The following is a 26,405-nucleotide window of genomic DNA, read 5'->3' as shown; positions in this document are numbered from 1 at the left end:
TTGTCGTGAGTAGCCGGTAAGCGCGGGGATCGAATGCTTCCACCTCCACGCGAATGCCTCAGCTGCTTCCCGCCAAAATAACGGACCGCGCCTTCTTGCCTGGTTGCCCGCCCCGGAGTCCCTCGCGCAGGCGCGAGTGCCGGCCAGGTGAGACGCATGGTGACGGGGGCGCTACAGAATTCGTCCACCCCCTTTGGGAAATCAAGAATTCCTGTGTGATGTACGTCACACTGAGATTTTAGACTTCCTGTGCATGAGCTGGCCGAATCCCCTTGCTGGGACTATTTCTGGCCTGCTGCACCACCAGTGATCACCTTGTCAAGGCCTATTCCTGGTTCGACTTTTCTGTGTATATCTGTGGCGTTCTTTATGCGGCGCTTACGGGGATGCGCCTGGTCTGCGGGGGAGCGTGGGCGTGGCCATGCGGCGTGCTCGGACAGGTGCGGGTGTGTTGGGCCGGGCAAGGTTCGGCCTCGGACGAAATAGACCGTCGCGGTGGCTGAGCCGCCTCGTCGTGGTCGTGACCATGATCCTCATGCCGGGGATTCTCGCGCTGCAGGCGCAGGCGGTCGTCGTGGACCCGGTGCCGAACCGGCTGGCGATCCCCGGCTCCCCGGCTTCAGGCTCAGCCGGGACGGTCCCCGTCCAGCAGTCCGGAACCGCGGCGAACCTGCCGCACCTCGTCGACCCGGCCGCCACGCAGCCGAAGCCGAAGACCGAGGACAAGACGAAAAGCGCCGGCGAGGAGCGGCCCAAGGGCTCGCTCCCGCTGGAGAAGGCGCACGAGGTGCTCGACGAGCCGGCCACGGACGGGCTGAACAGCCCGCCGCCACTGACCTGGGACTCGTCCTCCGATCCCGCCGTATCTGCACCAGCGAAGAACGACGGACGACAGACCCGTGTTCGCGCCGAGAGCGCCGCCATGCACAAGGTGTCCTTGGGGAGCGCGACGCAGGACGAGGCGAAGGCCACCCGGACGCAGGCTGTCACGGCCGCCGCGCTTCCGGCGGTGTCGGGCATGTCGGCCTTGCCGGGCCAGCAGACGTCGGGCCTGTGGACGTTCCCGTCCACACAGCCGACCTTCTACGCGTACGGCGGGGACGCGGACTCGCGGACCTTGCGCCTGGAGGCCCAGGTCGAGCACGACCCGTCGGTCGCTGCGCAGGGCATGGGCCTGATCTGGTCCGGCACCGGCTCGCTGTCCAGCAGCGGTTGTTACACGACCAGCAAGTGCTGGTTGCAGACCCCGGCCGTGGCGTCGGGCAAGTTGAAGGACGGCTGGCTGGTTCGCTGGCGGGTGCGGGTCTCCACATCCGGCGGCGTGGTGAGCGCCTGGTCGGCCTGGCAGGCCGCGCGGGTGGACACCTCCAAGCCGGTCGTGTCGGAGGCGATCGCCTCGCCCGGACAGGTGACGTCCGGGATCTGGAGCCTGCCGTCCACGCAGCCGAGCTTCTACGCGTACGGCGGCGACCCGGAGTCGCGGACGCTGCGCCTGGAGGCGCAGGTCGAGCACGACCCGTCGGTGGCGACGCAGGGTACGGGCCTGATCTGGTCGGGTTCCGGGTCTTTGTCGTCGAGTGGTTGTTACACGACCAGCAGGTGCTATCTGCAGTCGCCCGTCGTGGCGTCGGGCAAGTTGAAGGACGGCTGGCTGGTTCGCTGGCGGGTGCGCGTCTCGGCCTCCGACGGGGTGGCCGGTCCGTGGTCGGAGTGGCAGGGCGGCCGGGTGGACACCTCCAAGCCGGTGGTGTCGGAGCAACTGGCCTCGCCGGGCCAGCAGGTGGCGGGGTTGTGGACGTTGTCGTCCGTGCAGCCGAGCTTCTACGCGTACGGCGGCGACCCGGAGTCGCGGACGTTGCGTCTGGAGGCGCAGGTCGAGCATGACCCGTCGGTGGCGACGCAGGGTACGGGCCTGATCTGGTCGGGTTCCGGGTCTTTGTCGTCGAGTGGTTGTTACACGACCAGCAGGTGCTATCTGCAGTCGCCCGTCGTGGCGTCGGGCAAGTTGAAGGACGGGTGGCTGGTTCGCTGGCGGGTGCGCGTGTCGGCCTCCGACGGGGTGGCCGGTCCGTGGTCGGAGTGGCAGGAGTCGACGGTGGCGGTGAGTGGCACGGCCGGTAACGGTCTGGGCGCGGTGCCCGCGACGCGTGGCACCGACTCGTGGACGCTGGCGTCCGTCACACCGTGGTTGTACGCCAAGGTCACCGACGCCGGCGGCTCCAAGCTGGTGCTGGGCGCCGAGATCGAGCACGACCCCGCAGTTCCGGCCCAGGGCACGGGCCTGATCTGGTCCGGCAAGGCCACCACCTCCTACGCCTCGGGCGGGAACGCCTGGCTGCAGGTCCCGGCCGGGCAACTGACGGACGGGATGAAGGTCCGCTGGCGCGTGCGCGGTGTGACCACGGCGGGCGTGGAGGGCGAGTGGTCGGCCTGGCAGAGCGCCGCGGTGGACGTGACGAAGCCCGCCGCGTCCGACGCGGGGTTGACCCCGGCGACCAAGGGCGCGACCTCGTGGACGGCGTCGTCGGTGACGCCGTGGTTGTACGCCAAGGTCAGCGACCCCGATTCGCGGGCTTCGAAACTGTCGGTGCAGGTCGAGCACGACCCGGCCGTACCCGCGCAGGGCACGGGCCTGATCTGGGAGGGCAAGGGCGCCACCGCCTACGCCTCGGGCGGCAACGCGTGGGTCCAGGTCCCGGCCGCGAAGCTGACGGACGGCATGAAGGTGCGCTGGCGCGTACGCGGTGAGACGACCACCGGCGCGCTCGGCCCATGGACCGACTGGTCCGCCACCGCGATCGACCTCAACAAGCCGGCGATCCAGTCGCTCGGCATGGATCCCGCTCTTCCCGGCTCCGCGTCTTGGACGGCGGGGACGGTGACGCCGTGGCTGTTCGCCAAGGTGAGCGACCCGGAGAACCGGTCGAGCAAGCTCGACGTGGAGGTCGAGCACGACCCGGCCGTTCCCGCGCAGGGGGCGGGGCTGATCTGGTCGGGCTCCTCGGACAAGGCGTACGCGCCGGGCACCAACGCCTGGGCGGTCGTGCCGTCGGGCAAGCTGACCGACGGCTGGCAGATCCGCTGGCGCGCCCGCGCCACCACCACGTCCGGCGCGTCGGGGCCGTGGTCGGAGTGGGTGTCGGCGCGCGTGGACACGACGGTGTTCAAGACGATCCCGCCCGGGCCCGCCGTGAGCGAGGTGTCGGCGCCCACCGGCCAGTTGGTGACGGGCAAGTGGATCCTGCCGACCACCAGTCCGTCCTTCACCGCCGCGATCTCGGACGTGGACCGGCGGCCCGGCGCGCTGGAGGCGGAGGTCGAGCACGACCCGGCCGTACCGGCGCAGGGGACGGGGCTGATCTGGTCCGGGCAGAGCACGACGTTCGATGAGACGTGTTTCAAGGGACAGACGTGCTGGGCCTCGCACGAGTCGCCCGCGGTGACGGGCTTGCAGAACGGCTGGCACGTGCGGTGGCGGGTGCGGGCGGTGGTGCAGTCCACCGCCACAGCGGGCGCGCTGGTGTCCGGCCCGTGGTCGGAGTGGCAGTCCGCGCGCGTGGACACCTCCAAGCCGGTGGTGTCGGAGCAACTGGCCTCCCCAGGTCAGCAGGTGGCGGGCCTGTGGACGTTGCCGTCCACGCAGCCGAGCTTCTACGCGTACGGCGGCGACCCCGACTCGCGCAAGCTGCGCCTGGAGGCGCAGATCGAGCACGACCCGTCGGCCGCCGGCCAGGGCTCCGGGCTGATCTGGGCGGCCGGCGGCACGCTGTCGAGCAGTGGTTGTTACACGACCAGCAGGTGCTGGTTGCAGTCTCCCGCAGTGGCGTCGGGCAAGTTGAAGGACGGCTGGCTGGTTCGCTGGCGGGTGCGGGTGTCCACCGCCGACCAGGTGGCGGGCCCGTGGTCCGAATGGCAGTCCGGGCGCGTGGACACCAGCAAGCCGGTGGTGTCGGAGCCGCTGGCCTCCCCAGGTCAGCAGGCGTCAGGACTGTGGACGTTGCCGTCCACGCAGCCGACCTTCTACGCGTACGGCGGCGACCCTGACTCGCGGCCGTTGCGACTGGAGGCGCAGATCGAGCACGACCCGTCGGCGGCGAGCCAGGGCTCCGGGCTGATCTGGGCGGCCGGCGGCGCGGTGTCGAGCGGCGGTTGTTACACGACCAGCAGGTGCTGGTTGCAGACCCCGACAGTGGCGTCGGGCGAGCTCAAGGACGGTTGGCTGATCCGCTGGCGCGTGCGGGCCTCCACCGCTGAAGGGGAGGCGGGCCCGTGGTCGGAGTGGCAGTCCGCGCGGATCGACGCCTCCAAGCCGGTGGTGTCGGAGCAACTGGCCTCGCCGGGCCAGCAGGTGGCGGGTATGTGGACGTTGCCGTCCACGCAGCCGACCTTCTACGCGTACGGCGGCGACCCTGACTCGCGGCCGTTGCGTCTGGAGGCGCAGGTCGAGCATGACCCGGCGGTCGCCACGCAGGGTACGGGCCTGATCTGGTCCGGCACCGGCACGGTGTCGAGCGGCGGTTGTTACACGACCAGCAGATGCTGGTTGCAGTCTCCCGCAGTGGCGTCGGGCAAGCTCAAGGACGGCTGGCTGGTTCGCTGGCGGGTGCGCGTGTCCACCGCCGACGGCATCACCAGTCAGTGGTCGGAGTGGCAGGCCGGCCGCGTGGACACCTCCAAGCCGGTGGTGTCGGAGGCGACGGCCTCCCCAGGCCAGCAGGTGGCGGGGTTGTGGACGTTGTCGTCCGCGCAGCCGACCTTCTACGCGTACGGCGGCGACCCTGACTCGCGGCCGTTGCGCCTGGAAGCGCAGGTCGAGCATGACCCGGCGGTCGCCGCGCAGGGTACGGGCCTGATCTGGTCCGGCACCGGCACGGTGTCGAGCGGCGGTTGTTACACGACCAGCAGGTGCTACTTACAGTCACCTGCGGTGACAGCGGGCAAGCTCAAGGACGGTTGGCTGGTTCGCTGGCGGGTGCGCGTCTCGGCCTCCGACGGGGTGGCCGGCCCCTGGTCGGAGTGGCAGGAGTCGACGGTGGCGGTCAGCGGCACGGCCGGTAACGGCCTGGGCGCGGTGCCCGCGACGCGTGGCACCGACTCGTGGACGCTGGCGTCCGTCACACCGTGGTTGTACGCCAAGGTCACCGACGCCGGCGGCTCCAAGCTGGTGCTGGGCGCCGAGATCGAGCACGACCCCGCAGTTCCGGCCCAGGGCACGGGCCTGATCTGGTCCGGCAAGGCCACCACCTCCTACGCCTCGGGCGGGAACGCCTGGCTGCAGGTCCCGGCCGGGCAACTGACCGACGGGATGAAGGTGCGCTGGCGGGTACGCGGCGTCACCACCGCCGGCGCCGAGGGCGAGTGGTCGCCCTGGCAGAGCGCGAGCGTCGACGTGACCAAACCCGCCGCGTCCGACGCGGGTCTGACCCCGGCGACCAAGGGCGCGACGTCCTGGACGGCGTCGTCGGTGACGCCGTGGTTCTACGCCAAGGTCAGCGACCCCGATTCGCGGGCCTCGAAACTGTCGGTGCAGGTCGAGCACGACCCCACCGCGACCGGGCAGGGCAGCGGCCTGATCTGGGAGGGCAAGGGAACCACCGCCTACGCCTCCGGTGGCAACGCCTGGGCGCAGGTCCCCGCGGGCAAGCTGACGGACGGCATGAAGGTACGCTGGCGCGTACGCGGTGAGACCACCACCGGCACGCTCGGCCCATGGACCGACTGGACCGAGACCAGCTTCGACCTGCGCAAACCGTCGGTGTCCGGCCTGTCGATGACGCCCGCGACCTGGGACGCGGGAACCTGGACGGCGGCGGCGACCTCGCCGTGGCTCTACGCGAAGGTGACCGACCCGGAGACCAGGGATTCCCTGCTCGCCGTGGAGATCGAGCACGACCCGGCCGCGACCGGGCAGGGCAGCGGCCTGATCTGGACGGGCAAGAGCGCTCAGGCGTACCACTCGGGTGACAATGCGCTGGTGCAGGTGCCGGGCGGGAAGCTGACCGACGGGATGAGGATCCGCTGGCGGGCCCGTGCCGAGACCACCAGCGGCGCCATCAGCCCGTGGTCGGACTGGACCCAGGCACGCGTGGACCTCAACAAGCCGTCGGTCGAGTCGCTGGGCATGGACCCGGCGCTTCAGGGCAGCGCGTCGTGGACGGCCGGAACGGTGACGCCGTGGCTGTTCGCGAAGGTCACCGATCCTGACAACCGGTCGAGCAAGCTCGACGTGGAGGTCGAGCACGACCCGGCCGCCGCCGGGCAGGGGACCGGGCTCATCTGGTCGGGCTCATCGGACCAGGACTACGCGACGGCAACGATCGCCTGGGCGGCCGTACCGGCCGGGAAGCTGACCGACGGATGGCAGATCCGCTGGCGCGCCCGCGCCACCACCACGTCAGGGGCGTCCGGGCCGTGGTCGGCCTGGGTGTCGGCGCGGGTGGACACGGCGATCGCCAAGACGATCCCGCCCGGCCCGGTCGTGAGCACGGTGTCGGCGCCGGTCGGGCAGTTGGTGTCCGGCAAGTGGATCCTGCCGAGCACCAGCCCGTCCTTCACCGCCGCGATCGCGGACGCCGACCGGCGGCCCGGCGTGCTGCAGGCGGAGGTCGAGCACGACCCGGCGGCGACCGGCCAGGGCACCGGCCTGATCTGGACCGGACAGAGCACGACGTTCGGTGACACCTGTTTCACGAACCAGACGTGTTCGGCCTCCCACGAGTCGCCCGAGGTGACGGGGCTGCAGAACGGCTGGCAGATCCGGTGGCGGGTGCGCGCGGTGGTGCAATCCACCGCCGCTCCCGGCGCGCTAGTGCCCGGCCCGTGGTCGGAGTGGCAGTTCGGCCGGGTGGACACCTCCAAGCCGGTGACGTCGGACCTCCTGGCCTCGCCCGGTCAGCAGGTGGCAGGTCTGTGGACGTTGCCGTCCACGCAGCCGAGCTTCTACGCGTACGGCGGCGACCCGGACGCCCGGGCGTTGCGCCTGGAGGCGCAGATCGAGCACGACCCGTCGGCCACCACCCAGGGCACAGGCTTGATCTGGTCCGGCACCGGCACGGTGTCGAGCGGCGGTTGTTACACGACCAGCAGGTGCTGGTTGCAGACCCCTGCGGTGACGACCGGCAAGTTGAAGGACGGCTGGCTGATCCGCTGGCGCGTACGGGTGAGCACGTCAGGTTCGGTGGCCAGTCAGTGGTCGGACTGGCAGGCCGGGCGCGTGGACACCAGCAAGCCGGTGGTGTCGGAGCCGCTGCTCACGCCAGGGCAGGAGGCGGCAGGTTCGTGGACGTTGCCGTCCACGCAGCCGACCTTCTACGCGTACGGCGGCGACCCGGACTCGCGGCCGCTGCGCCTGGAGGCGCAGGTTGAGCACGACCCGTCGGCCGCCGGGCAGGGCTCAGGTTTGATCTGGTCCGGCACCGGGACGGTGTCGAGCAGTGGTTGTTACACGACCAGCAAGTGCTGGTTGCAGACCCCCGCGGTGACGACCGGCAAGCTGAAGGACGGCTGGCTGATCCGCTGGCGCGTACGGGTGAGCACGGCGGCCTCGGTCGCCAGCCAGTGGACGGAGTGGCAGGCCGGGCGCGTGGACACCAGCAAGCCGGTGGTGTCGGAGCCGCTGGCCTCGCCTGGCCAGCAGGTCGCGGGCTTGTGGACGTTGCCGTCCACGCAGCCGAGCTTCTACGCGTACGGCGGGGACGCGGACTCGCGGCCGTTGCGCCTGGAGGCGCAGGTCGAGCACAACCCGTCGGCCGCCGGGCAGGGCTCAGGGCTGATCTGGTCCGGCACCGGCACGGTGTCCAGCGGCGGTTGCTACACGACCAGCAAGTGCTGGTTGCAGACCCCCGCGGTGACGGCCGGCAAGCTGAAGGACGGCTGGCAGGTGCGCTGGCGCGTACGGGTGTCCACCGCTGAGGGAGTCGCCGGCCCGTGGTCGGAGTGGCAGGCCACCCGGGTGGACGCCTCCAAGCCTGTGGTCTCGGAGGCGACGGCCTCCCCAGGACAGCAGACGTCAGGACTGTGGACGCTGACCTCGACCCAGCCCACCTTCTACGCCTACGGCGGCGACCCCGACTCGCGGACCTTACGCCTGGAGGCGCAGGTCGAGCATGACCCGTCGGTCACCACGCAGGGCACGGGCCTGATCTGGTCGGGCACCGGCACGGTGTCGAGCGGTGGTTGTTACACGACCAGCAAATGCTGGTTGCAGACGCCCACGGTGACGTCGGGCAAGTTGAAGGACGGCTGGCTGGTCCGCTGGCGCGTACGGGTGTCCACCGCCGAGGGGATCGCGGGCCCGTGGACGGAGTGGCAGGCGTCCACCGTCGCGGTGAGCGGAACGGCGGGCGACGGCCTGGGCGCGGTGCCCGCCACCCGTGGCACCGACTCGTGGACGCTGGCGTCCATCACACCGTGGTTGTACGCGAAGGTGACCGACGCCGGAGGTTCCAAACTGGTGCTGGGCGCCGAGATCGAGCATGACCCGGCCGCTCCCGCCCAGGGCACGGGTCTGATCTGGTCCGGCAAGGGCACCACTCAGTACGCCTCCGGCGGCAACGCCTGGCTGCAGGTCCCGGCCGGGAAACTGACCGACGGCATGAAGATCCGCTGGCGGGTACGCGGCATCACCACCGCCGGTGCGGAAGGCGAATGGTCACCCTGGCAGAACGGCACCGTGGATCTCGGCAAACCAAGCATCGACGGCCTGGGGATGAACCCCGCCATCCGGGGCACGACATCCTGGACGGCGGAGTCGCTGACGCCGTGGATGTACGCCAAGATCACCGACCCGGAAAACCGCCCCGGCAAGCTCGACGTCCAGGTGGAGCACGACCCGGCGAACGGCGACGAGGGAACCGGCCTGATCTGGTCGGGCACCTCGGACAAGGAGTACGCCTCCGGGACCAACGCCTGGACGGCCGTACCGGCCGACAAGCTGACGGACGGCTGGCACATCCGCTGGCGGGCCCGCGCCACCACCACGTCCGGGGTGTCGGGGCCGTGGTCGGACTGGGTGTATGCGAGCGTGGCGGCGCTGCCGTTCGAGTCGTTCTCCCCGGCGAACAACAGCCAGGTGGGCTCGCTGGCGCCGGTGCTGTCGGCGAACGCGCGGCCTTTCAACAAGGGCGAGGTCAAGTACTGGTTCCAGATCTGCGCGGGCAGCGCACCGAACTGGCGCTGGTGCAAGGACTCGGCGGAGAAGACCGAGGACTGGACCAAGGAAGGTGTGTGGCAGGTCGTCGATGAGCGGCTGAAGTGGGGCGAGACGTACTCGTGGATGGCCAAGGCCGCCACCACCTACGCTACGGTGGCCTCCTCCTGGCGGACCTTCACGCTGGTGCCGGAACAGGCGAACATCAACGGCCTGCTGGCAGGCGGCACGCAGGACCAGGAGTTCAACCACATGTCGGGCAACTACGCGCCCACGACGACGGACGCCTCGGTGGCGGTCCTCGGCCCGCCCTTGTCGGTGAGCCGTACCTACAACAGCCTGGACCCACGCACCGACGGGATCTTCGGTGCCGGGTGGACCACCCGATGGGACATGCGGATCGAGGAGGAGCCGACCGGGAGCCTGCTGGTGACCTATCCCAGCGGAGAGCAGCTGCGGTTCGTCCTGGCGGGCAACGGCACGTACGCGCCCCCGTCGGGGACGTTCGCGACGATGGCCGCCGAGCAGACGGGTGGCTGGCGGTTGATGGACAAGTCGGCCACGTCCTACTGGTTCGACACGTCCGGCAGCCTCACCAAGATCACCGATCGTCGGGGGCGGGCTCAGCAACTGACCCGCGGCACCGACGGCAAGCTGACCAAGGTGACCGCGACGGGTGGCAGGTCGCTGACGTTCACCTGGGTGGGGAACCACGTGGCGAGCGTGTCCACCGATCCCGTAGACGGCAACCCGCTGACCTGGACCTACACCTACACAGGTGATCAGCTGGTCAAGGTGTGCCCGCCTACCTCGGTGACGGCCTGCACGACGTACGAGTACGGCACGGCCTCGCGGTACAAGAGTGTGATCACCGATTCCGGGCCGGAGTACTACTACCGGCTGAACGAGGCCGAGACCCGTACCGGCACCACCGTCACGAGCGCGGCGGGCTGGAACATCACCGAGGAGCAGGCCAAGCTGAACGGCACCACCCCGGCCGACCTCGGCCCCCGGGTCCCGGGCGCGCTGGCCGGGTCGCCGGACACCGCGATGCGCTTCAAGGGAGCGGCGACCTCCACCTACGTGCAACTGCCGCCCAACGCGATCAGCGGCCAGGGCGGCGATCTGGCCGTGGAGGCGTGGTTCAAGACCACCGCGTCCGGAACGATCATCGGAATGCAGAACACGGGGACCAACGGCCCGTCGGCATTCACGCCGGTGGTGTACGTAGGCACTGACGGAAAGCTGCGCGGCCAGTTCTTCACCGGCTCCTCCACCGTTGCGCAGACCCCGATCACCTCCACCGGCGCCGTGAACGACGGCAGCTGGCACCATGCGGTGCTCTCGTCGGTGGAGACCAAGCCCGCCTCAAGCTCGGAGCCCGCCGAGCACACGCAGACGCTGTACCTGGACGGGGCCGCGATGGGCACGCTGGCCGGGGAGATCCAGCATGGCGACATGGCGGAGACCCGGATCGGCTCCGGGTACGGCTCCACGGCCTGGCCGTCCAGCACGACCACCACCACGCTGTTCCCATTCAACGGCGACATCGACGAGGTCGCGATCTACGGCAGGCCCATGGGCGCGGCGGCCGTACAGCGGCACTTCGCAGCCGGGAAGCCACAGCCGCAGCTGACCAAGGTGACTCAGCCGTCGGGTCGGGTATGGGCGGTCAACGCCTACAACCCGGACGGCGGCCGGTTGGTGACGTACACCGACTCCAACGGCGGCACGTGGAAGCTGTCGGACCCGGTGTACGCCAAGCAGACCACCATCTCGACCTTCGCCACCGTGACAGTGACCGATCCGGACAACGGGGTCGTCACCTACGTCTCCGACGCGCAGCGTGGCTACCGGGACGTGGCGGTGACCGACCAGGTCGGCGCGACCATGAAGTACACCTATGACGTGGGCGGATATCCGGCCAAGGCGATCGATCCGAACGGCAACGTGGTCGAGCTGGCGTACAACGGCCGGGGAAACCTGCTGTCGAGGAAGACCTGCCGGACGGCGGGTGTGAACTGCTCGACGGAGTACTACAACTACTTCAACGACACCGAGAAGCCGTTCGACCCGCGCAACGACGTGAAGATCGCCCAGCGGGACGGCCGATCGGCCTCGCCCACCGATGAGTCCTACATGACCTCCTGGACGCACAACTCCTTTGGTGAGGAGATCAAGATCACTACTCCGGCCACGGAAGACTTCCCGACCGGTCGCAGCACGAGCAACACCTACACCGACGGCACAGAACCCGCAGCCGGCGGCGGCACCATGCCGGCGGGCCTGACAAAGGCGGAGAAGGACTTCAAGGGCAACGAGACCACCTACGCCTACAACGCCGCCGGTGACCTCGTCACTGAGACTCTGCCGTCGGGGCTGGTGAAGAAGTACACCTATGACGCGCTCGGCCGGGTGATCTCGACCACCGAGATCTCCAAGGCGAACCCCGAGGGCGTGACCACCACGACCAGCTACGACGGCATGGGCAAGCCGCTGACCAAGGCAGGGCCCGGGATCAAGAACGACGTCGACGGCAAGACCCACACGCTGAAGTGGTCGGCCACGTACGACGCCGACGGGCTGCTGCTGACTGAGACCAGCGCGGACCTGACGGGCGGGGACGCGGCGCGGACCACCACCTACACCTACGACGCCAACGGCCGGCAGGAAACGGTGACCGATCCTGAAGGCGCGGTCACGCGGTCCAGGTACGACGGCAAGGGACAGAAGACCACGTCCACCGACCCGCGCGGCGCCACCCTGGCCTACACCTACACGCCGCGCGGAGAGCTGGCCACCACGGTGCTGAAGGGATGGACGGGCAGCCCGCTCGACCCGCAGCCGGCCACCGACGTGGTGATGGAGTCCATCGCCTACGACCCCGCCGGCCGTATCGCGTCCAAGACCGACGCGATGGGACGCACCACCACCTACACCTACTACGCCGACAACCTGCCGTTCGAGGCGACCACCAAGGGAGCCAAGCTGAACGGCTCCGCCACCGGACGCGACGTCGTGCTGGACTCCCGGGTCTACGACGCGGCCGCGCAACTTGTCCGGCAGACGACCAACGGCGGCACGCTGCGTGTCGACGCCGCCTACGACGCCGCCGGGCGGATCAGCTCGCAGGTGGTGGACCCGGAGACGCTGGCGCGCAAGACCAGCTTCACCTACGACGCGAACAACAACGTGACCAAGGTGACGCGTACCGCCGCGGGCACCAGCCGGAGCGAGGTCTCCGAGTTCGAGTACGACGTGCTCGACCAGCCGATCCGGCAGACCCTCCACAATGACGGCGCAGACCTGGTCACCACGCTGACTGTGGACGACCGCGGTCTGGTGACGGCGATGACCGACCCGCGCGGCAACGCCGCGGGGGCCGACCCGGCCGACTTCACCACCAGCGTGACCTACAGCACGGCCGGGCAGCCGATGCGCCTGGAAATGCCCGCCGTCCAGGTGGAACGCAACGGCGGTGCCGCCGTCACCGAGCGGCCCACATCCAAGCTGGGCTACAACACCTTCGGCGAGCGTACGCACCAGGTCGACCCCGTAGGCCGCACCACTACGGCGGCCTACGACCGGGCCGGGCGCGTCATCACCCAGGCCCTCCCGGCCTACACCCCGCCCGGCGGACAGCTGATCACCCCGACCACGACCGCGGAATACGACGCCGCCGGTCAGCTGGTCAAGGCGACCGGCGTGCGCGGCCAGGTCACCACCGCCGTCTACGACGTGCTGGGCCGCAAGGTGAAGGTCACCGACCCGCCCGCCGGCGGAGCGGCGGCCGGGACGTGGACGTTCGGTTACGACCTGCTCGGTGAATCGTCGTGGACCGTGGACCCGACCGGAGCACGGTCCGAGGCGACCTACGACGACTTAGGGCGGCAGATCACACTCTCGACCATCGAGCGCAAGCCGACGCCGGGCGTCTACGTCACCAAGCTGGACTACGACGACGCGGGACGGGTGGTGAAGACCACTCGTCCCACCGGCGACGCCTCCACCCGCGCCTACGACGCGACCGGTGCGTTGACCAAGCAGACCGACGCGCTCGGCAACGCCACCACCTTCGGCTACGATCTGGCCGGACGGCCCACCACGACCACCAACGCGCTCGGGCTCACCTCGACGGCCTTCTACGACCTGGCGGGTCGCAAGACCGAGACCCAGGAGCAGGACGCGACAGGGAAGGTGCTGCGCACCGTGAAGGCTGGCTACGACCTGGCCGGCAACCCGATCAGCAGCACGTCAGGCGAGGGACACACCGTAATCCGCACCTACGACGCCGCCAACCGGATGACCTCGCTGGTCGAGCAGGTCTCCGCGTCCGAGCAGATCACCAGCACCTTCGGCTACGACGCCGCCGGCGCGCAGACCCGCACCACCAACGGCCGCGGCAACTCCACCTACACCACCTACAACAGCCTCGGCCTGGTGGAGACCGTGATCGAGCCGGCCACCGCGCAGCACCCCGACCTGAAGGACCGCACCTGGACCGTCGCCTACGACGTGGCCGGCAACCCCGCCGTCAGCCTGGCTCCCGGCGGGGTACGGGTCGAGCGCACCTTCGACGAGCTGAACCGGCTCGTCACGCAGACCGGGACGGGAGCCGAGGCCGACACCGAGGCCAAGAGGTTCGGCTACGACTCGGTTGGCCGCATGATCACCGCCAACGATCTGACCTTCACCCTCAACGACCGCGGCCAGCTGCTCAAGTCCAGCAGTGCCGTCGCCGGCGACCTCAACGTCTATGCCTACGACGCCGACAACCGCGTGGTGCAGCGCATCGACGGCACCGGCACCTCCACCTTCACCTGGGACGACGCCGACCGGCTCACCCAATCGGTAGACCCGGTGTCGGGCACCACGATCGACTACACCTACGACAAGGCCAACCGCTTGACCGGCATGGCCTACGGTGCGGGCGGTGCTCGCCGCACCTACGGCTACGACGACCTAAGCCGGCTCGCCAAGGACACGCTCACCACCTCGGCCGCGGGGCCGATCGCGTCCATCGAGTACGGCTACGACCTGGACGACAACATGACGTCCAAGACCACCACCGGAACCGCCGGCGCGGGGAAGAACACCTACACCTACGACTGGGCCAACCGGCTCACCTCCTGGACCGCGCCCGACGGAGCCAAGACCGACTACGGTTGGGACGCCGCGGGCAATCGTGTCAAGGCAGGCGACAAGACCTACACCTACGACGAACGCGACAGGCTGACTGCGGGCGACGGCAAGACGTACACCTACACCGCTCGCGGAACCCTCGCCGAAGAAGGCAACGGCATGGTCCGCCTCACCAAGTCCGACGCCTTCGACCGCCTCGTCAACGACGACGGCGTGCAGTACGACTACGACGCCCTCGACCGGGTCGAGACTCGCACACAAGGAGGCAAGACCCAGCGCATGACCTACGACGGCACCACCAACAACCTCGTCGCCGTCACCGACACCGCCACCGGCGTCAAGACCGCGATGTTCGGCCGGGACGCGCTCGGCCGCACCCTGGGCCTGTCGGACGGCGCCAGCGCCGGCGCCCAGCTCGCGTTCTGCGATCTGCGCGGCGATCTCATCGGAGCCTTCACCGCCACCGGCACCTCACTGATCGACTCGGTCGCCTACAACCCCTTCGGGGAGGTCGTCACCCGCACCGGAGCGGTCCACAGCCTTGGCTATCAGGGCGCCTACACCGACCCGAGCACCGGCAAGGTCAACATGGCCGCCCGCTGGTACCAGCCCACCACCGGCAGCTTCATCAGCCGAGACACCCTCACCCAAAGTGCCGACCCCTCTGTCCAGCTCAACCGTTACACCTACGCCAACGACAACCCGCTCACGAACGTCGATCCCGATGGCCACGCCTCCTGTGCGAAGAAGCCGTACCAGAAGAAATGCGAGAAGCAATACGACAAGTGCGTCGACAATGGCTTCAAGGGCAAGAAGTGTGATCCGTACGAGTCCTTCTACAACGACTGCACGGCCGGCTTGACGAAGGACAAGGGATGCAAGTCCGCGAACGAGAAGTATAACGATTGCCGATTCGCCGGCTCCAAGGCGAAGACGTGCGAGGAGAAAGCGGTGTACTCCGCGTGTGTCGCTGGCGGGGGCGGCGGCACCTGCTCGGGGCAGAAGAAGGTGTACGCGCAGTGCATGGCGGGGAAAAACTCCGATCGCGTAGGCTGCATCGAAGCGGGTCCTGAGTACCAGGAGTGCATGCATCGGTACTCGAACACTACGAAGGTGTGTAGGGGATCGGCCATCGAGTATGCGAAGTGTCGTGGCGACAGAGAACATGGCGGCGACACCGACCAATGCAAGGTTGTGAGCGAGGCATACTCGGTGTGTGCCTACAAGGGTGGCCTGCCGGAAGGGCTGGGTGGACGGCACGGCAACGGAAACAGCGCGAAATACTGCCAAGGAATAGCAGCCGACGCGACCCAGTGCCTGACCAAGATCAAGGGATCGCTGGGTGACTGCTTCGCCGCCGCCGTGGTGGAGCTCGACTGCATGGCCAAGAAACACAAGATGGCCGCATGCGGAAAGCTGGGGGACTCCATCCGTTGGTGCATCGACCACCCCACGTCGACATACTGTGATTCCACGCCCGGAAAACACTGTGTTCGCTCAGAAAAGAACGGCCATACCTACAGGACATGTACGACTTATTATTCGCCGGTACAGGCGTGGTTCATGTCGAACATCTACAAGAAGGAAAAGGGCATGACCGCCCCGGGCATCTGCGACCTCTCGAAGTTCCTGGGCCGCATACCGGGGGCCAAAACTGCGCAAGGAGCAGCGGACACGGTGTGCGGAGCGATCAAGGACGGGATCGATCTTCTCGACTCCCTGGGGCCGGACGTGGACGCGATGAACAAGAAATGGGATGAGTTCCGCACGAAGTATCCCGGCCGGGGGATAAACGTCAGAGAAAAGTGCATGAGGGAGGACGACGGGATCGGCCTGAAGGCGCCTTGGAGATGTGGTCCCTTGACGTACAATCCCGCTTGATCCTTCCAGGCATTCGAAACGGTGAGCCAAGATGAGGATGTTCTATCGCGCCGGTGCGGCGGTTGTCCTGCTGGCTGCGGGCGCCCTGTTCGCCGTGCAGGCACAGACGAACGAGGCCCTCACCGTCGCCTCCGGCAGTTTCGAGCACGATGGCCGCACGGGTGAGGACACGACCTTCTCGCCGGATGAGCCATCCAGAAAACCCTGCGAAACCCCTGCGGACGAGCATGAGGTGTGCGCAAAGGCGAAGCCTCGGCGACACGAGCGCGAAGCCTTCATCGCGGACTGCGTGGCCGCCGATGTCGTCGGGCTCTGGCCGAACACGTGCGCCGACGTGGCGGAGGGGGTGGCGGAGACGTTCTCGACCTGCCGGTCCGCGGGGAAGACATTGCTGCAGTGCGAGAACGTCGCCGTTCACGAGGCATGCGTCTATCGTGGCGGCGGAGCGATCTGTGGAGATTCCGAGCCTGTCTATCAAGCCTGTCGCACTCGTGGTGACACTGACATCGCACGTAGTTTCTGCATGGAGGGCAACATCGAATACCAAAAGTGCCGGCACGCCTGGGGGGTCACGGTGAGTGGCGACGTCTGTGTAGCGGCCACGGCTGCCTACGAGGATTGCCGGACGCGTTCGCCCATCCATGTGTGCCAAGGCGTGCGGGATAAGTATGCGCGTACGCATTACCGCTGACGATATGACATTGATCGGCAAAGGTGATTCGGGCGGCTGAGGGCATTGCCCAGGCGGCCGCGGTTTGTCGAACCGTTCGATGTAGCCGATGATCTGCCGTTCCGTCCCGGATCGAGCGGTGAAGACAAACCTCGATGACTCACGAGGTGGTCGTCCCTCCTGATCGGTTTCGGCTGATGGAGATTTCCTCCTGATCGTCCCGTTCATCTCCGGCGTGTGCCGCTCGAATATTGAGTTGCGTGACCTGAGCTGTAGTTACGCGGATGGAGCGCGGGTTGTAGAGTTTGATCAGCTGCGGGCTGGTTGCGTTGTCGGCCGGATCTCTGAGGCGCTTCCTCGATGGGGAATGGTTCGTCTCGCGGGGTAGGGGACGAGCGGCGCGCCCTTCGCCGGCCGCTAGCTTGCCGACTCCATCCCGAAGGCGGCGAGGCAGCACGTCCGTCCTTGCCGGAGCACGTGCCGAGCACGGCGACGGAGCGCGCTGGGCACCAGCGTGTACGGCAAGATGGCGGCGTACCCGGCCAAGATCGTGGGTTATCCGTACAACAACAACGAGCTCGTGAACATCAACGACAACGACGCGGGCCTCATCGGCAGGACGATGGGCCGCAGCAGGCGGTTCATCGATCGCGGCCAGCCGACGCTGCTGCTGGCCAAGTCGGCGAACCTGCCGTGGGTGGGCAACGTCAACGCCCTTCTGCGGCACTGGCTGCCCATCCACGGATACGCCACCCAGGGCGGGACCCACCGCTTCCGGGTCTGGGACCCGCAGACGGGGAAGTTCCACTTCATGACGGTCAACGAGGTGATGACCGCCGGGCAAGGGGGCGCCGTCATCTCCCCTGACCTGCGGCACTTCGTCATGCCACGCGAAGACCTCTGACCGCTCGCCCGGTCCGGCTCCCACGGGTGACCGGTCCGGCCAGTCGACCCGCCGCGCGACTGGTCCCCGCTGAGGCGTCCGCGTTCATCCCGGTCTGCCCTCGTCAGGGCGGGCGGCCCGGGCGCCGCTTCAGGCTGGACATCGGGCCGTCTCCAGGAGAGTGGTTCATGGCACCAGCTTGGCGTCGGCCCAGTCGGCGTGGTCGCTGTTGATGCCGTCGCCCGCGTCGGTCACCGTCAGCACCAGCGAACTCACGCCCGCCACGCTGACGTCGACGGACGCCGCCGCGCTCGACGGGGTCATCACCGACGGGCTCGCCCACAGCTTGACGCCGTCACCCCAGACCTCGAACGCGATCGTGGCGTTCGCGCCGACCTCGTCGTCCACGCCGACATGCGACTGGAACCTGGAGTATCCGCCGTTCAGGGTGTAGGTGATGGTGCTGTTGGCGTGCGTGCCGAGGCCCTTGTCGTAGACGGTCCCGTTCAGGGTGATGGGGTGCCCGTCGACGCTCCTGTCCTTGCGAACGGTGCCGAAGTCGCTCGTCGCCCCGGTCCAGGTGAGATCGCTCAGTTCGGCTGTCTGCCCGTTTCCGCTGATGGAGGTGGTGGCGGTGACCGCGTTGCTGCCTTCGGAGAGGTTGTCGGCGGCGTCCTTCGCCTTCACCGTGAACGTGTAGGAGGTCGAGGCCGACAGGCCGGTCGCCGTGTAGCTCGTGCCGGTCGACGAACCGACCAGCGTGGAGCCGAGGTAGACGCCGTAGCCGGTCACGCCGACGTCGTCGTTGGACGCGGTCCAGCTCAGGTTCACACTGTTGGAGGTGACGCCGCTCGCCACGAGGCCCGTCGGCGCGGTGGGGGCCGTGGTGTCGCCGCCCGGGGCTCCGGCGGTCGCGGTCACCGAGGTGCCGGCGGCCACCGGCACCGTCACGTAGGACACCGTTCGGCCGTACAGCGATCTGGTCCGCGGCGTTCGCGGGGTGCCGTTCACGCTGATCGTGGAGAGCGTCCCGTAGAACTGGGCTTCCCAGTCGAGGGTGCCGCCGGAATGGTTGGTCAGCGTGGAACTCGTCGTGCCGGTGTGCCTGAGCTTCAGATCGTTGGCGCCGACCTTGAGGTGGTCGATCTCCACCCACGGCACTTCGGACGTCAGCCTCGGGACGGTGGACACCTTCTTGGCAGGGGCGTCGGGTTGCACGCCCATCATGCCGTCGATGACGCTGCTGACCGCCAGGAATGAGATCTCCGGGTATGCGTTTCTGCCGGTCATCAGCTTCTTCAGCCACGACCAGCCCTCCGCGGGGCGGTTGTACTGGTAGTACATCTCCGGCAGGTAGGACGTCGCCTCGACATTCAGGTCGTCGTCGTTGGCGGCGATGAAGTCGAGGTAGTCGCTGGTCCTGGGGCCGTGGTCGCCCAGCCCCGTCAGCATCATCAGGAAGCTGGCCTCGTGTCCCCAACTGCTGTAGCCGGTGCCGTTCGCGTCCTTGCCGCGGATGTAGCGGTTGCTCGCCGGATCCCACCAGTGTGCCTCGAAGTGGTCCCGCACCCGCTGGGCGCGGGCGGTCCACCTGGTGCTGCCCGCGGTGTCGCCTCTGGTCTTCAGGATGGCCGCGTACGCCAGCATCGACTGGTACTGGTAGCCCAGGGCGTCGGCGGCGGAAGTGAGATTCTCGTTGGGGAACTCGAAGAACGTCGCGGTGTATTCGCCGGGCTGCATCTGCGCCACCGGCTGCTCATCGGACGGATTCGAGTCGTTCCAGGTCACTCCATGATCGGTGAGGAACGACCCCATGGTCGAGTCGTAGTAACCCGAGAGGGCAGGATCATTGATCCATTTCGAATCGCCCGTCCACAGATACTGCTTGTACGCCTTGGCCATCACGTTGAACGGTGACGGCAGCTCGCGGAATCCGGTGCCGTCGACGTAATACATGGCCCCGTAGGAACTGTGCGCCCACAGCGGCCAGCCGTTCTGGCCGGGATCGTCGGCGTCGCCGGCGAATGTCCTCATCATGTTGAAGGTCTCGGCGTCCAGGCCGAGCGCATGTGCGCCATCCGACTGATGAGAGATGTCGCGGTTGTAGAAGGCTTCCCTGCTGACGTAGGAGCCCCAATAGCCGGGGACCACCGACGTGTGCGTGGAATCGGTGAGCCGCCACCATTCCTGCTCGTGCCCCATCATCGGATTCCCCGGGTAGAACACCATGCCAAGGGCCCGGTTCTTTCCCCAGGTGAAGCCGTCGTTCAGGATCGCGTTCGGCGAGTCGAGCGTCAGCTCGCCGGTCGGTGGACCCACGTATTCCTGGATCGTGAGCTTGTCCACCCGCGGCGTTTCGCCGGCGGACACGGCCGTCAGTTTGATGACGTCACCGTCGGCGAGCGCGACCTTCGGCGAGGTATGTGTGTCGATATTGCGCGGGTCGGTGTAATCGGTGCCGCTCCGTTGCGAGGTCTGCCACGAATCCACAACGGTGGAACCGATGGAGATGCTGTAGGTCACACCGTTGGCGACTTTTCCGTTGTAGCGGGTGATGAGGTCGTAGAAGCCGGCGCTGCCGCTGAAATTCGTGGTAGCGGTGCTGGTCTGCCGGGAGACGCCCTGGGCGTAGGTGACTTGATCCACGGTCGCGGTCGTGAAGTTGGACAGCGACATGCTCTCGGCTTCGATGACGTACGACCTCGCGGCCTCCGCGGGGGTGGCGACGAGGGTGAGCGCCACCACCAGGAGGGCCAATAACGGACGCATGCGACTCCCTCTGTTGGAATGAGTTGGACTATGTCGCCTATTGAGTGCCTGTGTGTGATTCATGTCAATAGTTGTTTACTCCGGCGTCATCGGCTAACGTTCGCGCGCGAGGCAGAGTTGCCGGATCGTGCGAAAGTTTTCATTGAGTTCTTGCAAGCTTGGGAGTAGCGTCCCCGCCAACGACACCCCCCAACAGGAGCCACGCCATGGATCGACGCCGCTTTCTCCAGCTCAGTGCCCTGACCGCGGGAGGTGCACTGCTGACCGCCTGCGGATCGGAGGCGAAGCCGGAGCAGCAGCCGCAGGCCGCCGCCACCCCCTCGGGCAGCATCACCGTGTGGAGCTGGGCAGGTCCGGCCGCGATGATGAAGGAACTCGTGCCTGGCTTCGCCAAGCAGTTCCCCGGCGTCAAGGTCGACGTCCAGGACATCGGCAACCCGGCCATCTGGGACAAGATCACGACCGGGATGGCGGCAGGCGGCCAGGGCCTGGGCGACGTGCTGCACATCGGCGTGGACTACCTGCCCGCCTACATCGAGAAGTTTCCCGGCGGCCTGGCCGACCTCACCACGCTCGGCGCCGACAAGCACAAGGCCAAGTTCGCCCAGGGCATGTGGGAGACCGTCAGCCGCGACGGCAAGGTCTACGCCCTGCCCTGGGAGGCGAACTCCGCGGGCTTCTACTACCGCGCCGACCTGTTCGACAAGGCAGGCGTGGACGTCGAGGCGATCCAGACCTGGGACGAGATGATCGAGGCGGGCATCAAGCTCAAGGAGAAGACGGGCATCCAGCTTCTGGCCATCAACAAGGCCGCCACCCAGGCCGACTCGGCCAACCTCTTCCAGTTCCTCATGCAGTTGCAGGACGCCTTCTACTTCGACATGCAGGGCAACGTCACCATCGACTCGCCCGCCGGCGTCACCGCCATGACGCTCATCAAGAAGATGAACGACGCCGGAATCGTCGCCGACGGCGCGGGCGGCTGGAACACGATGATCAGCTCCATCAAGAAGGGCAGCGTCGCGGTGCAGCCCATGCCCACCTGGTTCGGCGGCATCATCGCCGAGAGCGCCCCCGACCAGAAGGGCAAGTGGAAGGTCAGGCTCCCGCCCGCGGTCACCCCCGGCGGCAAGGCCGCCGCCATCGTCAACTCCACCCACCTGGCCGTCGCGGGCACCAGCAAGAACCAGGCGACCGCCTTCGCCTTCGCCGAGTACGTGCTGACCAGGCCGGACAGTCAGGTTCACATCTACAAGGGCAAGGGCATCGCCCCGGCTCTCATGGCCGCCTACGACGACCCGATCTTCCACCAGCCGTCGGAGTACTTCAGCGGCCAGAAGATGGGCGAGATCTTCCTCGGCTCGCTCAAGCAGCCTTCCTATGTGACCAACTACTCCGCCGACTACGGCCGCGCGCTCAAGCTCGTCGACGACGCCCAGTCCAAGGTCCTGCTCCAGGGCGCCGACCCGGCCACCGCGCTGCGCGAGGCCGCCGACCAACTGGGCAACCAGACCGGGCGCAAGGTCGTGCGATGACCCTGCGCGCCATGAAAGTGGCGCCGTACCTGTTCATCCTGCCCGCCGTCGCCCTCTTCGCGATCTTCAAGATGTATCCGATCGCCTGGTCGTTCGTGCTCAGCCTGTTCAGGACGGACGGCGCTCTGCAGACCTTCGCGGGGACGGCCAACTACACCCGCCTGCTGCGGGACCCGCTGTTCTGGACGGCGCTGCGCAACACTGGCGCCGTCCTGGCGGTGCAGGTCCCGGTCATGCTCGGCCTGGCGCTCGCCCTGTCGGTCGCGTTCAACTCGGCGCTGCTGCGGTTCCGGTCGTTCGTCAGACTCGGCTTCTTCCTGCCCATCGTCACCGGCCCGATCGCGTACGGCCTGCTGTTCGCGGTGCTGCTCAACCCGCAGTCCGGGCTGGTCAACTGGGCGCTCGGCCTGGACATCCCGTGGCTGACCGACAAGTTCTGGGCGCGCGTCGCCCTCGGGCTGGCGCTGACCTGGCACTACGTGGGCTTCAACGCGATGGTCTACCTCTCCCGGCTGCAGGCGCTGCCCAGCGACCAGTACGACGCGGCCGCCGTGGACGGCGCAGGCGTGTGGCGGCGCTTCTGGCACGTCACGCTTCCCGGGTTGCGCCCGGTCATCCTGCTGACGGTGGTGATGTCGACGATCGGCACGCTGCAACTGTTCGACGAGCCGTACGTCCTGACCAAGGGCGGCCCGGACAACGCGCTACTGACGCTCGGCCTCTACCTGTACGAGAACGGCTTCCGCTTCTTCGACCTCGGCTACGCCTCGGCCATCGCCTACGCGCTCACGGTGATCATCGGCGTGCTCGGCATCATCCAGTTCCGGGTTCTGAGGGAGAGAACGTGAAGCGCGTGATGCTGACCTCGTCGATGCTGATCACGGTCACCGTCGTCCTCGTCCCGTTCTACTGGCTGATCGTGGCCGCCACCCACTCCAACGCCGACGTCTTCGGCAGCCCGCCCCCGCTCCTGCCGGGCGGTGAGCTGATGGACAACCTCGCCGCCCTGGAGCAACGCGTCGGCTTCAGCAGGACGATCCTCAACTCCGTGCTCATCTCCGGCCTCTACACGCTGGGCGCGGGCGCCGTCTGCACGCTGGCCGGGTATGGCTTCGCGGTCTACGACTTCCGCGGCAAGGAAGTCCTGTTCGGCCTGATCATGCTCGGTCTGGTCGTACCCAGCCAGGTCACGCTGGTGCCGCTGTTCAAGATGATGCTGGCCATGGACTGGCTCAACACCTACCAGGCCATCATCCTGCCCAACCTGGCGCTGCCGTTCGGCATCTTCCTGATGCGGCAGAGCATGTCGGCCTTGCCCAGGGAGCTCCTGGCCGCCGGTCGCGCCGACGGCTGCGGCGAGCTACGGCTGTTCCTGCGGGTGGCGCTGCCCGTCATGCGGCCCGCCCTGGCCGCCCTGGCCATCTACCTGTTCCTCTACCAGTGGAACGACTTCGTCTGGCCGCTGATCGCGCTGCGCACCGCCGACGCATACACCATCCCGCTCGCCCTGGCCGCGCAGACCGGCGCGACCGACACCGACTACGGCGCGATCCTCGCGGGGACCGCCGTCGCCGCCATCCCCATGGCGGTGCTCTTCCTCTTCCTGCAACGCCACTTCGTGTCCGGACTACTGGCTGGAGCCGTAAAAGAATGAGTGTCACCACCGCCGGGCTCACCCCCGCGCCCACAGAACACCTCCTGGACGGGGTACTGCTGGCCGTGCTCACGCACACGCCGGGCGCGAGCGTCGGCTGGACCTTCGACGGCGGCGTGCTGGAGGTCACCTCAGAGGGCGATCTGGAGATCAGGCTGTCGGTCCCGCTCAAGGACGCGGTCGGCTTCTGGCACCCGGACTGCCGATGGGTGCGCACGTTGCCGGCCGACTGGGCGGGCTGGGCCCACGCCTCGCTGGTGAAGGGCGCGGTGGCAGGATGCCTGTACGACAGCCACGGTGAGACCATGCTGGCCTACCTCGCCGAGGACCCGGTACCGGAGACCATCGTGCGGTTCGGCGTCTCGGAGGAGAATCAGACCTTCGTCGTACATTTGGGCATCCCGGCCGGTGTTTCGCCGTACCGGCTGCTGGTGGAGCCGCGCTCGCGGTCGGTCGCGACCGCGATGCGGACGTTGCGCGGGCGGCTCCGGCTGGGTCTGGGGCTCGCGACTGTGCAGGAGAACGCGCGGGTGCCGGTCTATTCGACCTGGTACGGGTTCAGCCAGCGGGTCGACGCGGCGAGCGTGGAGGCTGAGGCGGAGCTGGCGGCCGAGGCCGGTTGTGGCGTGCTGATCATGGATGACGGGTGGCAGCGGTTCGGCAACGGCCGCGGATATGCCGGCGTAGGGGATTGGCTCCCCGATGAGACGAAATTTCCGGACTTCGCGGGGCATGTGGCGAAGATTCAGGGGATGGGGCTGAAGTATCTGGCCTGGGTCGCGCCACTGCTGGTCGGCCCGGAGGCGGAGTGCTTCGGCGCGCTGGAACCCTTCGGCCCGCTGACCAGCCGGCCGCCCGGCGCGCGCGTGCTGGACCCGCGACGGCCCGAGGTGCGCGCGCACGTGGTGGAGGTGTGCGCGAGGCTGATCGCGGACTACGGGTTGGACGGCCTGAAGATCGACTTCCTGGACGACGCCATGGCCTACGCGGGGCAGCTGGGCGAAGGGCTGGACATGGCCGACGTCGGCGCCGCCATGCGCCTCATGCTCGACGACCTGCTCGACGCCCTCGGCCCCGAGGTGCTGATCGAGCTGCGCCAGCCGTACATCGGGCCAGGTATGGCCGCCTACGGCGAGATGCTGCGCGCAGACGACTGCCCTGCCGACGCCACCGCCAACCGTGTGCAGACCATCGACGCGGGCCTGCTGGCCGTGCGCGGCGCCGTCCACGGCGACATGCTCATGTGGGACGAGACGGCGACGCCGGTCAGCGCCGCACGCCAGATCATCGCCTCGCTGCACGCGGTGCCGCAGATCTCCGCCCGGCTGACCAGGCTCGACGCCGAGCAGCGCGGCATGGTCGCCTTCTGGCTCGGCCAGTGGCGACGGCTGCGCCACCTGTTCCTCGACGGCGAGGTCGAGCCAGGCCGCCCGGACGAGCTCTACCCCGTGATCGTCGCCGCGCGCGAGGACGAGTGCGCGATCACCGTCAGCGCCGATCGCGTCGTACCCGTCGACACCGCCCGATTCCGTACCTTCACCTTGATCAACGCCACCGCCGCCGGCCGCCTCGTCCTGGAGATCGGCGGCGGGCCCGCCACCGTGCGCACGCAGATCTTCGATGCCTGCGGCCGTATCATCGACCGATCGGAGCTACGGCTGGAGCCCGGGCTGTGCGCGCTGGAGGTGCCACCCTCCGGGCTGGCCATTCTGGAGGGTTCACCGTGAAAGTGGGCATCACCGAGCTGGCCGCCAGAGCGGGTGTCAGCGAGGCCACGGTCAGCCGGGTGATCAACCGGCGGTCCGGCGTCGCGACCAAGACCCGCGAGGCGGTCGAGCGGGCGATGACCGAGCTCGGCTACGAGCGTCCCACCCGCGGCCAGCTGGTCGCGGTGATCACACCATGGCTGTCGAACCCCTTCTTCGCCGACACCGCCGAGCTGATCGAGGCGGCGCTGGCGCCGCACGGGCTCAAGGGGATCGTCTGCCCCGCGCTGCCCGGCGGGATCCAGGAGAAGGAGTTCGTCGTCGCGATGGCCGACCACGGTGTGGCGGCCGTGGTGTTCCTGTCGGCGAGCAACACCCTCGCCGACGCGGATCCGGAGACCTTCTCCGTGCTGGCCGCCCGCCGTATCCCGTTCGTCGGGGTCAACGGCGGGTTCGAGGGGCACGACGTGCCGGTCTTCTCCACCGACGACCACCTGGCCGCCGAGCTGGCCGTAGAGCACCTGTGGGCACTCGGCCACCGGCGGATCGGGCTGGTGTCGGGACCGGTCGGGAACCAGCCGGCCGACCGCCGGGTCGAGGGATTCCGCACGGCCCTGCGGGCGCGCGGTGCCGCCGACCCGGACTCATGGGTCGTCCGGCAGTACTACACGGTGGAGGGCGGTCAGTCGGCCGCCGCGGCCCTGCTCGCCAGGAACGCCACGGCCATCGTCGCGGCCAGCGACTTCGTGGCCATGGGAGTGGTGCGCGGGGTGCGGCGGGCGGGGCTGTCGGTGCCCGCCGACGTCTCCATCGTCGGCCACGACGGTTCGATGATCATGGAGTTCGCCGACCCTCCGCTCACCACCGTGCGTCAGCCCATGGACCGGCTGGCCGGCGCGGTCGCGCGCAGCATCGTGGCCCTCGTGGCCGGGCGCCCGGTCCCGACCGGAGAACTGCTGTTCAGGCCCGACCTGCTGGCCCGCGGCTCCACGGCGCCCCCTCCCGCCTGACTCCGGT

At 68.3% G+C, this 26,405-nt stretch carries 9 protein-coding genes; 8 read left to right on the top strand and 1 reads right to left on the bottom strand.

What is annotated here, in order from left to right:
* Positions 1–535 precede the first annotated feature (535 nt).
* The 3 genes from ABZ444_RS33430 to ABZ444_RS33420 all read left to right on the top strand — a co-directional run bounded on the left by ABZ444_RS33430 (position 536) and on the right by ABZ444_RS33420 (position 17,745).
* The gene (locus ABZ444_RS33430) at positions 536–16,171 is read left to right on the top strand and encodes an RHS repeat-associated core domain-containing protein (RefSeq protein ID WP_358005671.1); all 15,636 of its coding nucleotides are present in this window, start codon (positions 536–538) and stop codon (positions 16,169–16,171) included.
* A gap of 31 nt (positions 16,172–16,202) precedes the next feature.
* A complete protein-coding gene (locus tag ABZ444_RS33425) occupies positions 16,203–16,862 on the top strand; it encodes a hypothetical protein (RefSeq protein WP_358005669.1) in 660 nt (219 codons plus the stop codon).
* Positions 16,863–17,355: 493 nt separating this feature from the next.
* Positions 17,356–17,745: a hypothetical protein gene (locus ABZ444_RS33420; protein WP_358005666.1), complete on the top strand. Its 390-nt coding sequence runs from the start codon at positions 17,356–17,358 to the stop codon at positions 17,743–17,745.
* A gap of 165 nt (positions 17,746–17,910) precedes the next feature.
* Here ABZ444_RS33420 and ABZ444_RS33415 read toward each other — a convergent pair whose 3' ends face one another.
* Positions 17,911–20,493, bottom strand: coding sequence for an NPCBM/NEW2 domain-containing protein (locus tag ABZ444_RS33415; protein WP_358005663.1), 2,583 nt, complete (start codon positions 20,491–20,493; stop codon positions 17,911–17,913).
* A 206-nt stretch (positions 20,494–20,699) separates the two neighbouring features.
* Between ABZ444_RS33415 and ABZ444_RS33410 the strand changes: the two genes are divergently transcribed.
* The 5 genes from ABZ444_RS33410 to ABZ444_RS33390 are packed head-to-tail and all read left to right on the top strand — an operon-like array spanning position 20,700 to position 26,398.
* Complete coding sequence (locus ABZ444_RS33410) at positions 20,700–22,028, top strand: sugar ABC transporter substrate-binding protein (protein ID WP_358005659.1); 1,329 nt, start codon at positions 20,700–20,702, stop codon at positions 22,026–22,028.
* Positions 22,025–22,876 carry a sugar ABC transporter permease gene (locus ABZ444_RS33405; RefSeq protein WP_358005656.1) on the top strand — a complete coding sequence of 284 codons (852 nt, stop codon included), beginning with the start codon at positions 22,025–22,027 and terminating at the stop codon, positions 22,874–22,876. The genes ABZ444_RS33410 and ABZ444_RS33405 overlap by 4 nt, the downstream gene beginning before the upstream one ends.
* Positions 22,873–23,682 (top strand): carbohydrate ABC transporter permease, encoded by an 810-nt coding sequence (locus ABZ444_RS33400; RefSeq protein WP_358005653.1) that lies wholly within the window; start codon positions 22,873–22,875, stop codon positions 23,680–23,682. Before ABZ444_RS33405 ends, ABZ444_RS33400 begins: the two co-directional genes overlap by 4 nt.
* Complete coding sequence (locus ABZ444_RS33395) at positions 23,679–25,409, top strand: glycoside hydrolase family 36 protein (RefSeq protein ID WP_358005650.1); 1,731 nt, start codon at positions 23,679–23,681, stop codon at positions 25,407–25,409. The genes ABZ444_RS33400 and ABZ444_RS33395 overlap by 4 nt, the downstream gene beginning before the upstream one ends.
* Positions 25,406–26,398 (top strand): LacI family DNA-binding transcriptional regulator, encoded by a 993-nt coding sequence (locus ABZ444_RS33390; RefSeq protein WP_358005647.1) that lies wholly within the window; start codon positions 25,406–25,408, stop codon positions 26,396–26,398. The genes ABZ444_RS33395 and ABZ444_RS33390 overlap by 4 nt, the downstream gene beginning before the upstream one ends.
* Positions 26,399–26,405 lie beyond the last annotated feature (7 nt).

The organism is Nonomuraea sp. NPDC005730 (genome assembly GCF_040630865.1).
Lineage (GTDB): Bacteria > Actinomycetota > Actinomycetes > Streptosporangiales > Streptosporangiaceae > Nonomuraea.
This window is presented reverse-complemented; position numbering and strand designations above follow the sequence as displayed.

Bases quoted from the DNA above. Each gene is read 5' to 3' on its own strand.
- ABZ444_RS33405 (WP_358005656.1), top strand. From the start codon at position 22,025: ATGACCCTGCGCGCCATGAAAGTGGCGCCGTACCTGTTCATCCTGCCC.
- ABZ444_RS33425 (WP_358005669.1), top strand. From the start codon at position 16,203: ATGAGGATGTTCTATCGCGCCGGTGCGGCGGTTGTCCTGCTGGCTGCG.
- ABZ444_RS33410 (WP_358005659.1), top strand. From the start codon at position 20,700: ATGGATCGACGCCGCTTTCTCCAGCTCAGTGCCCTGACCGCGGGAGGT.
- ABZ444_RS33430 (WP_358005671.1), top strand. From the start codon at position 536: ATGCCGGGGATTCTCGCGCTGCAGGCGCAGGCGGTCGTCGTGGACCCG.
- ABZ444_RS33415 (WP_358005663.1), bottom strand. From the start codon at position 20,493: ATGCGTCCGTTATTGGCCCTCCTGGTGGTGGCGCTCACCCTCGTCGCC.
- ABZ444_RS33395 (WP_358005650.1), top strand. From the start codon at position 23,679: ATGAGTGTCACCACCGCCGGGCTCACCCCCGCGCCCACAGAACACCTC.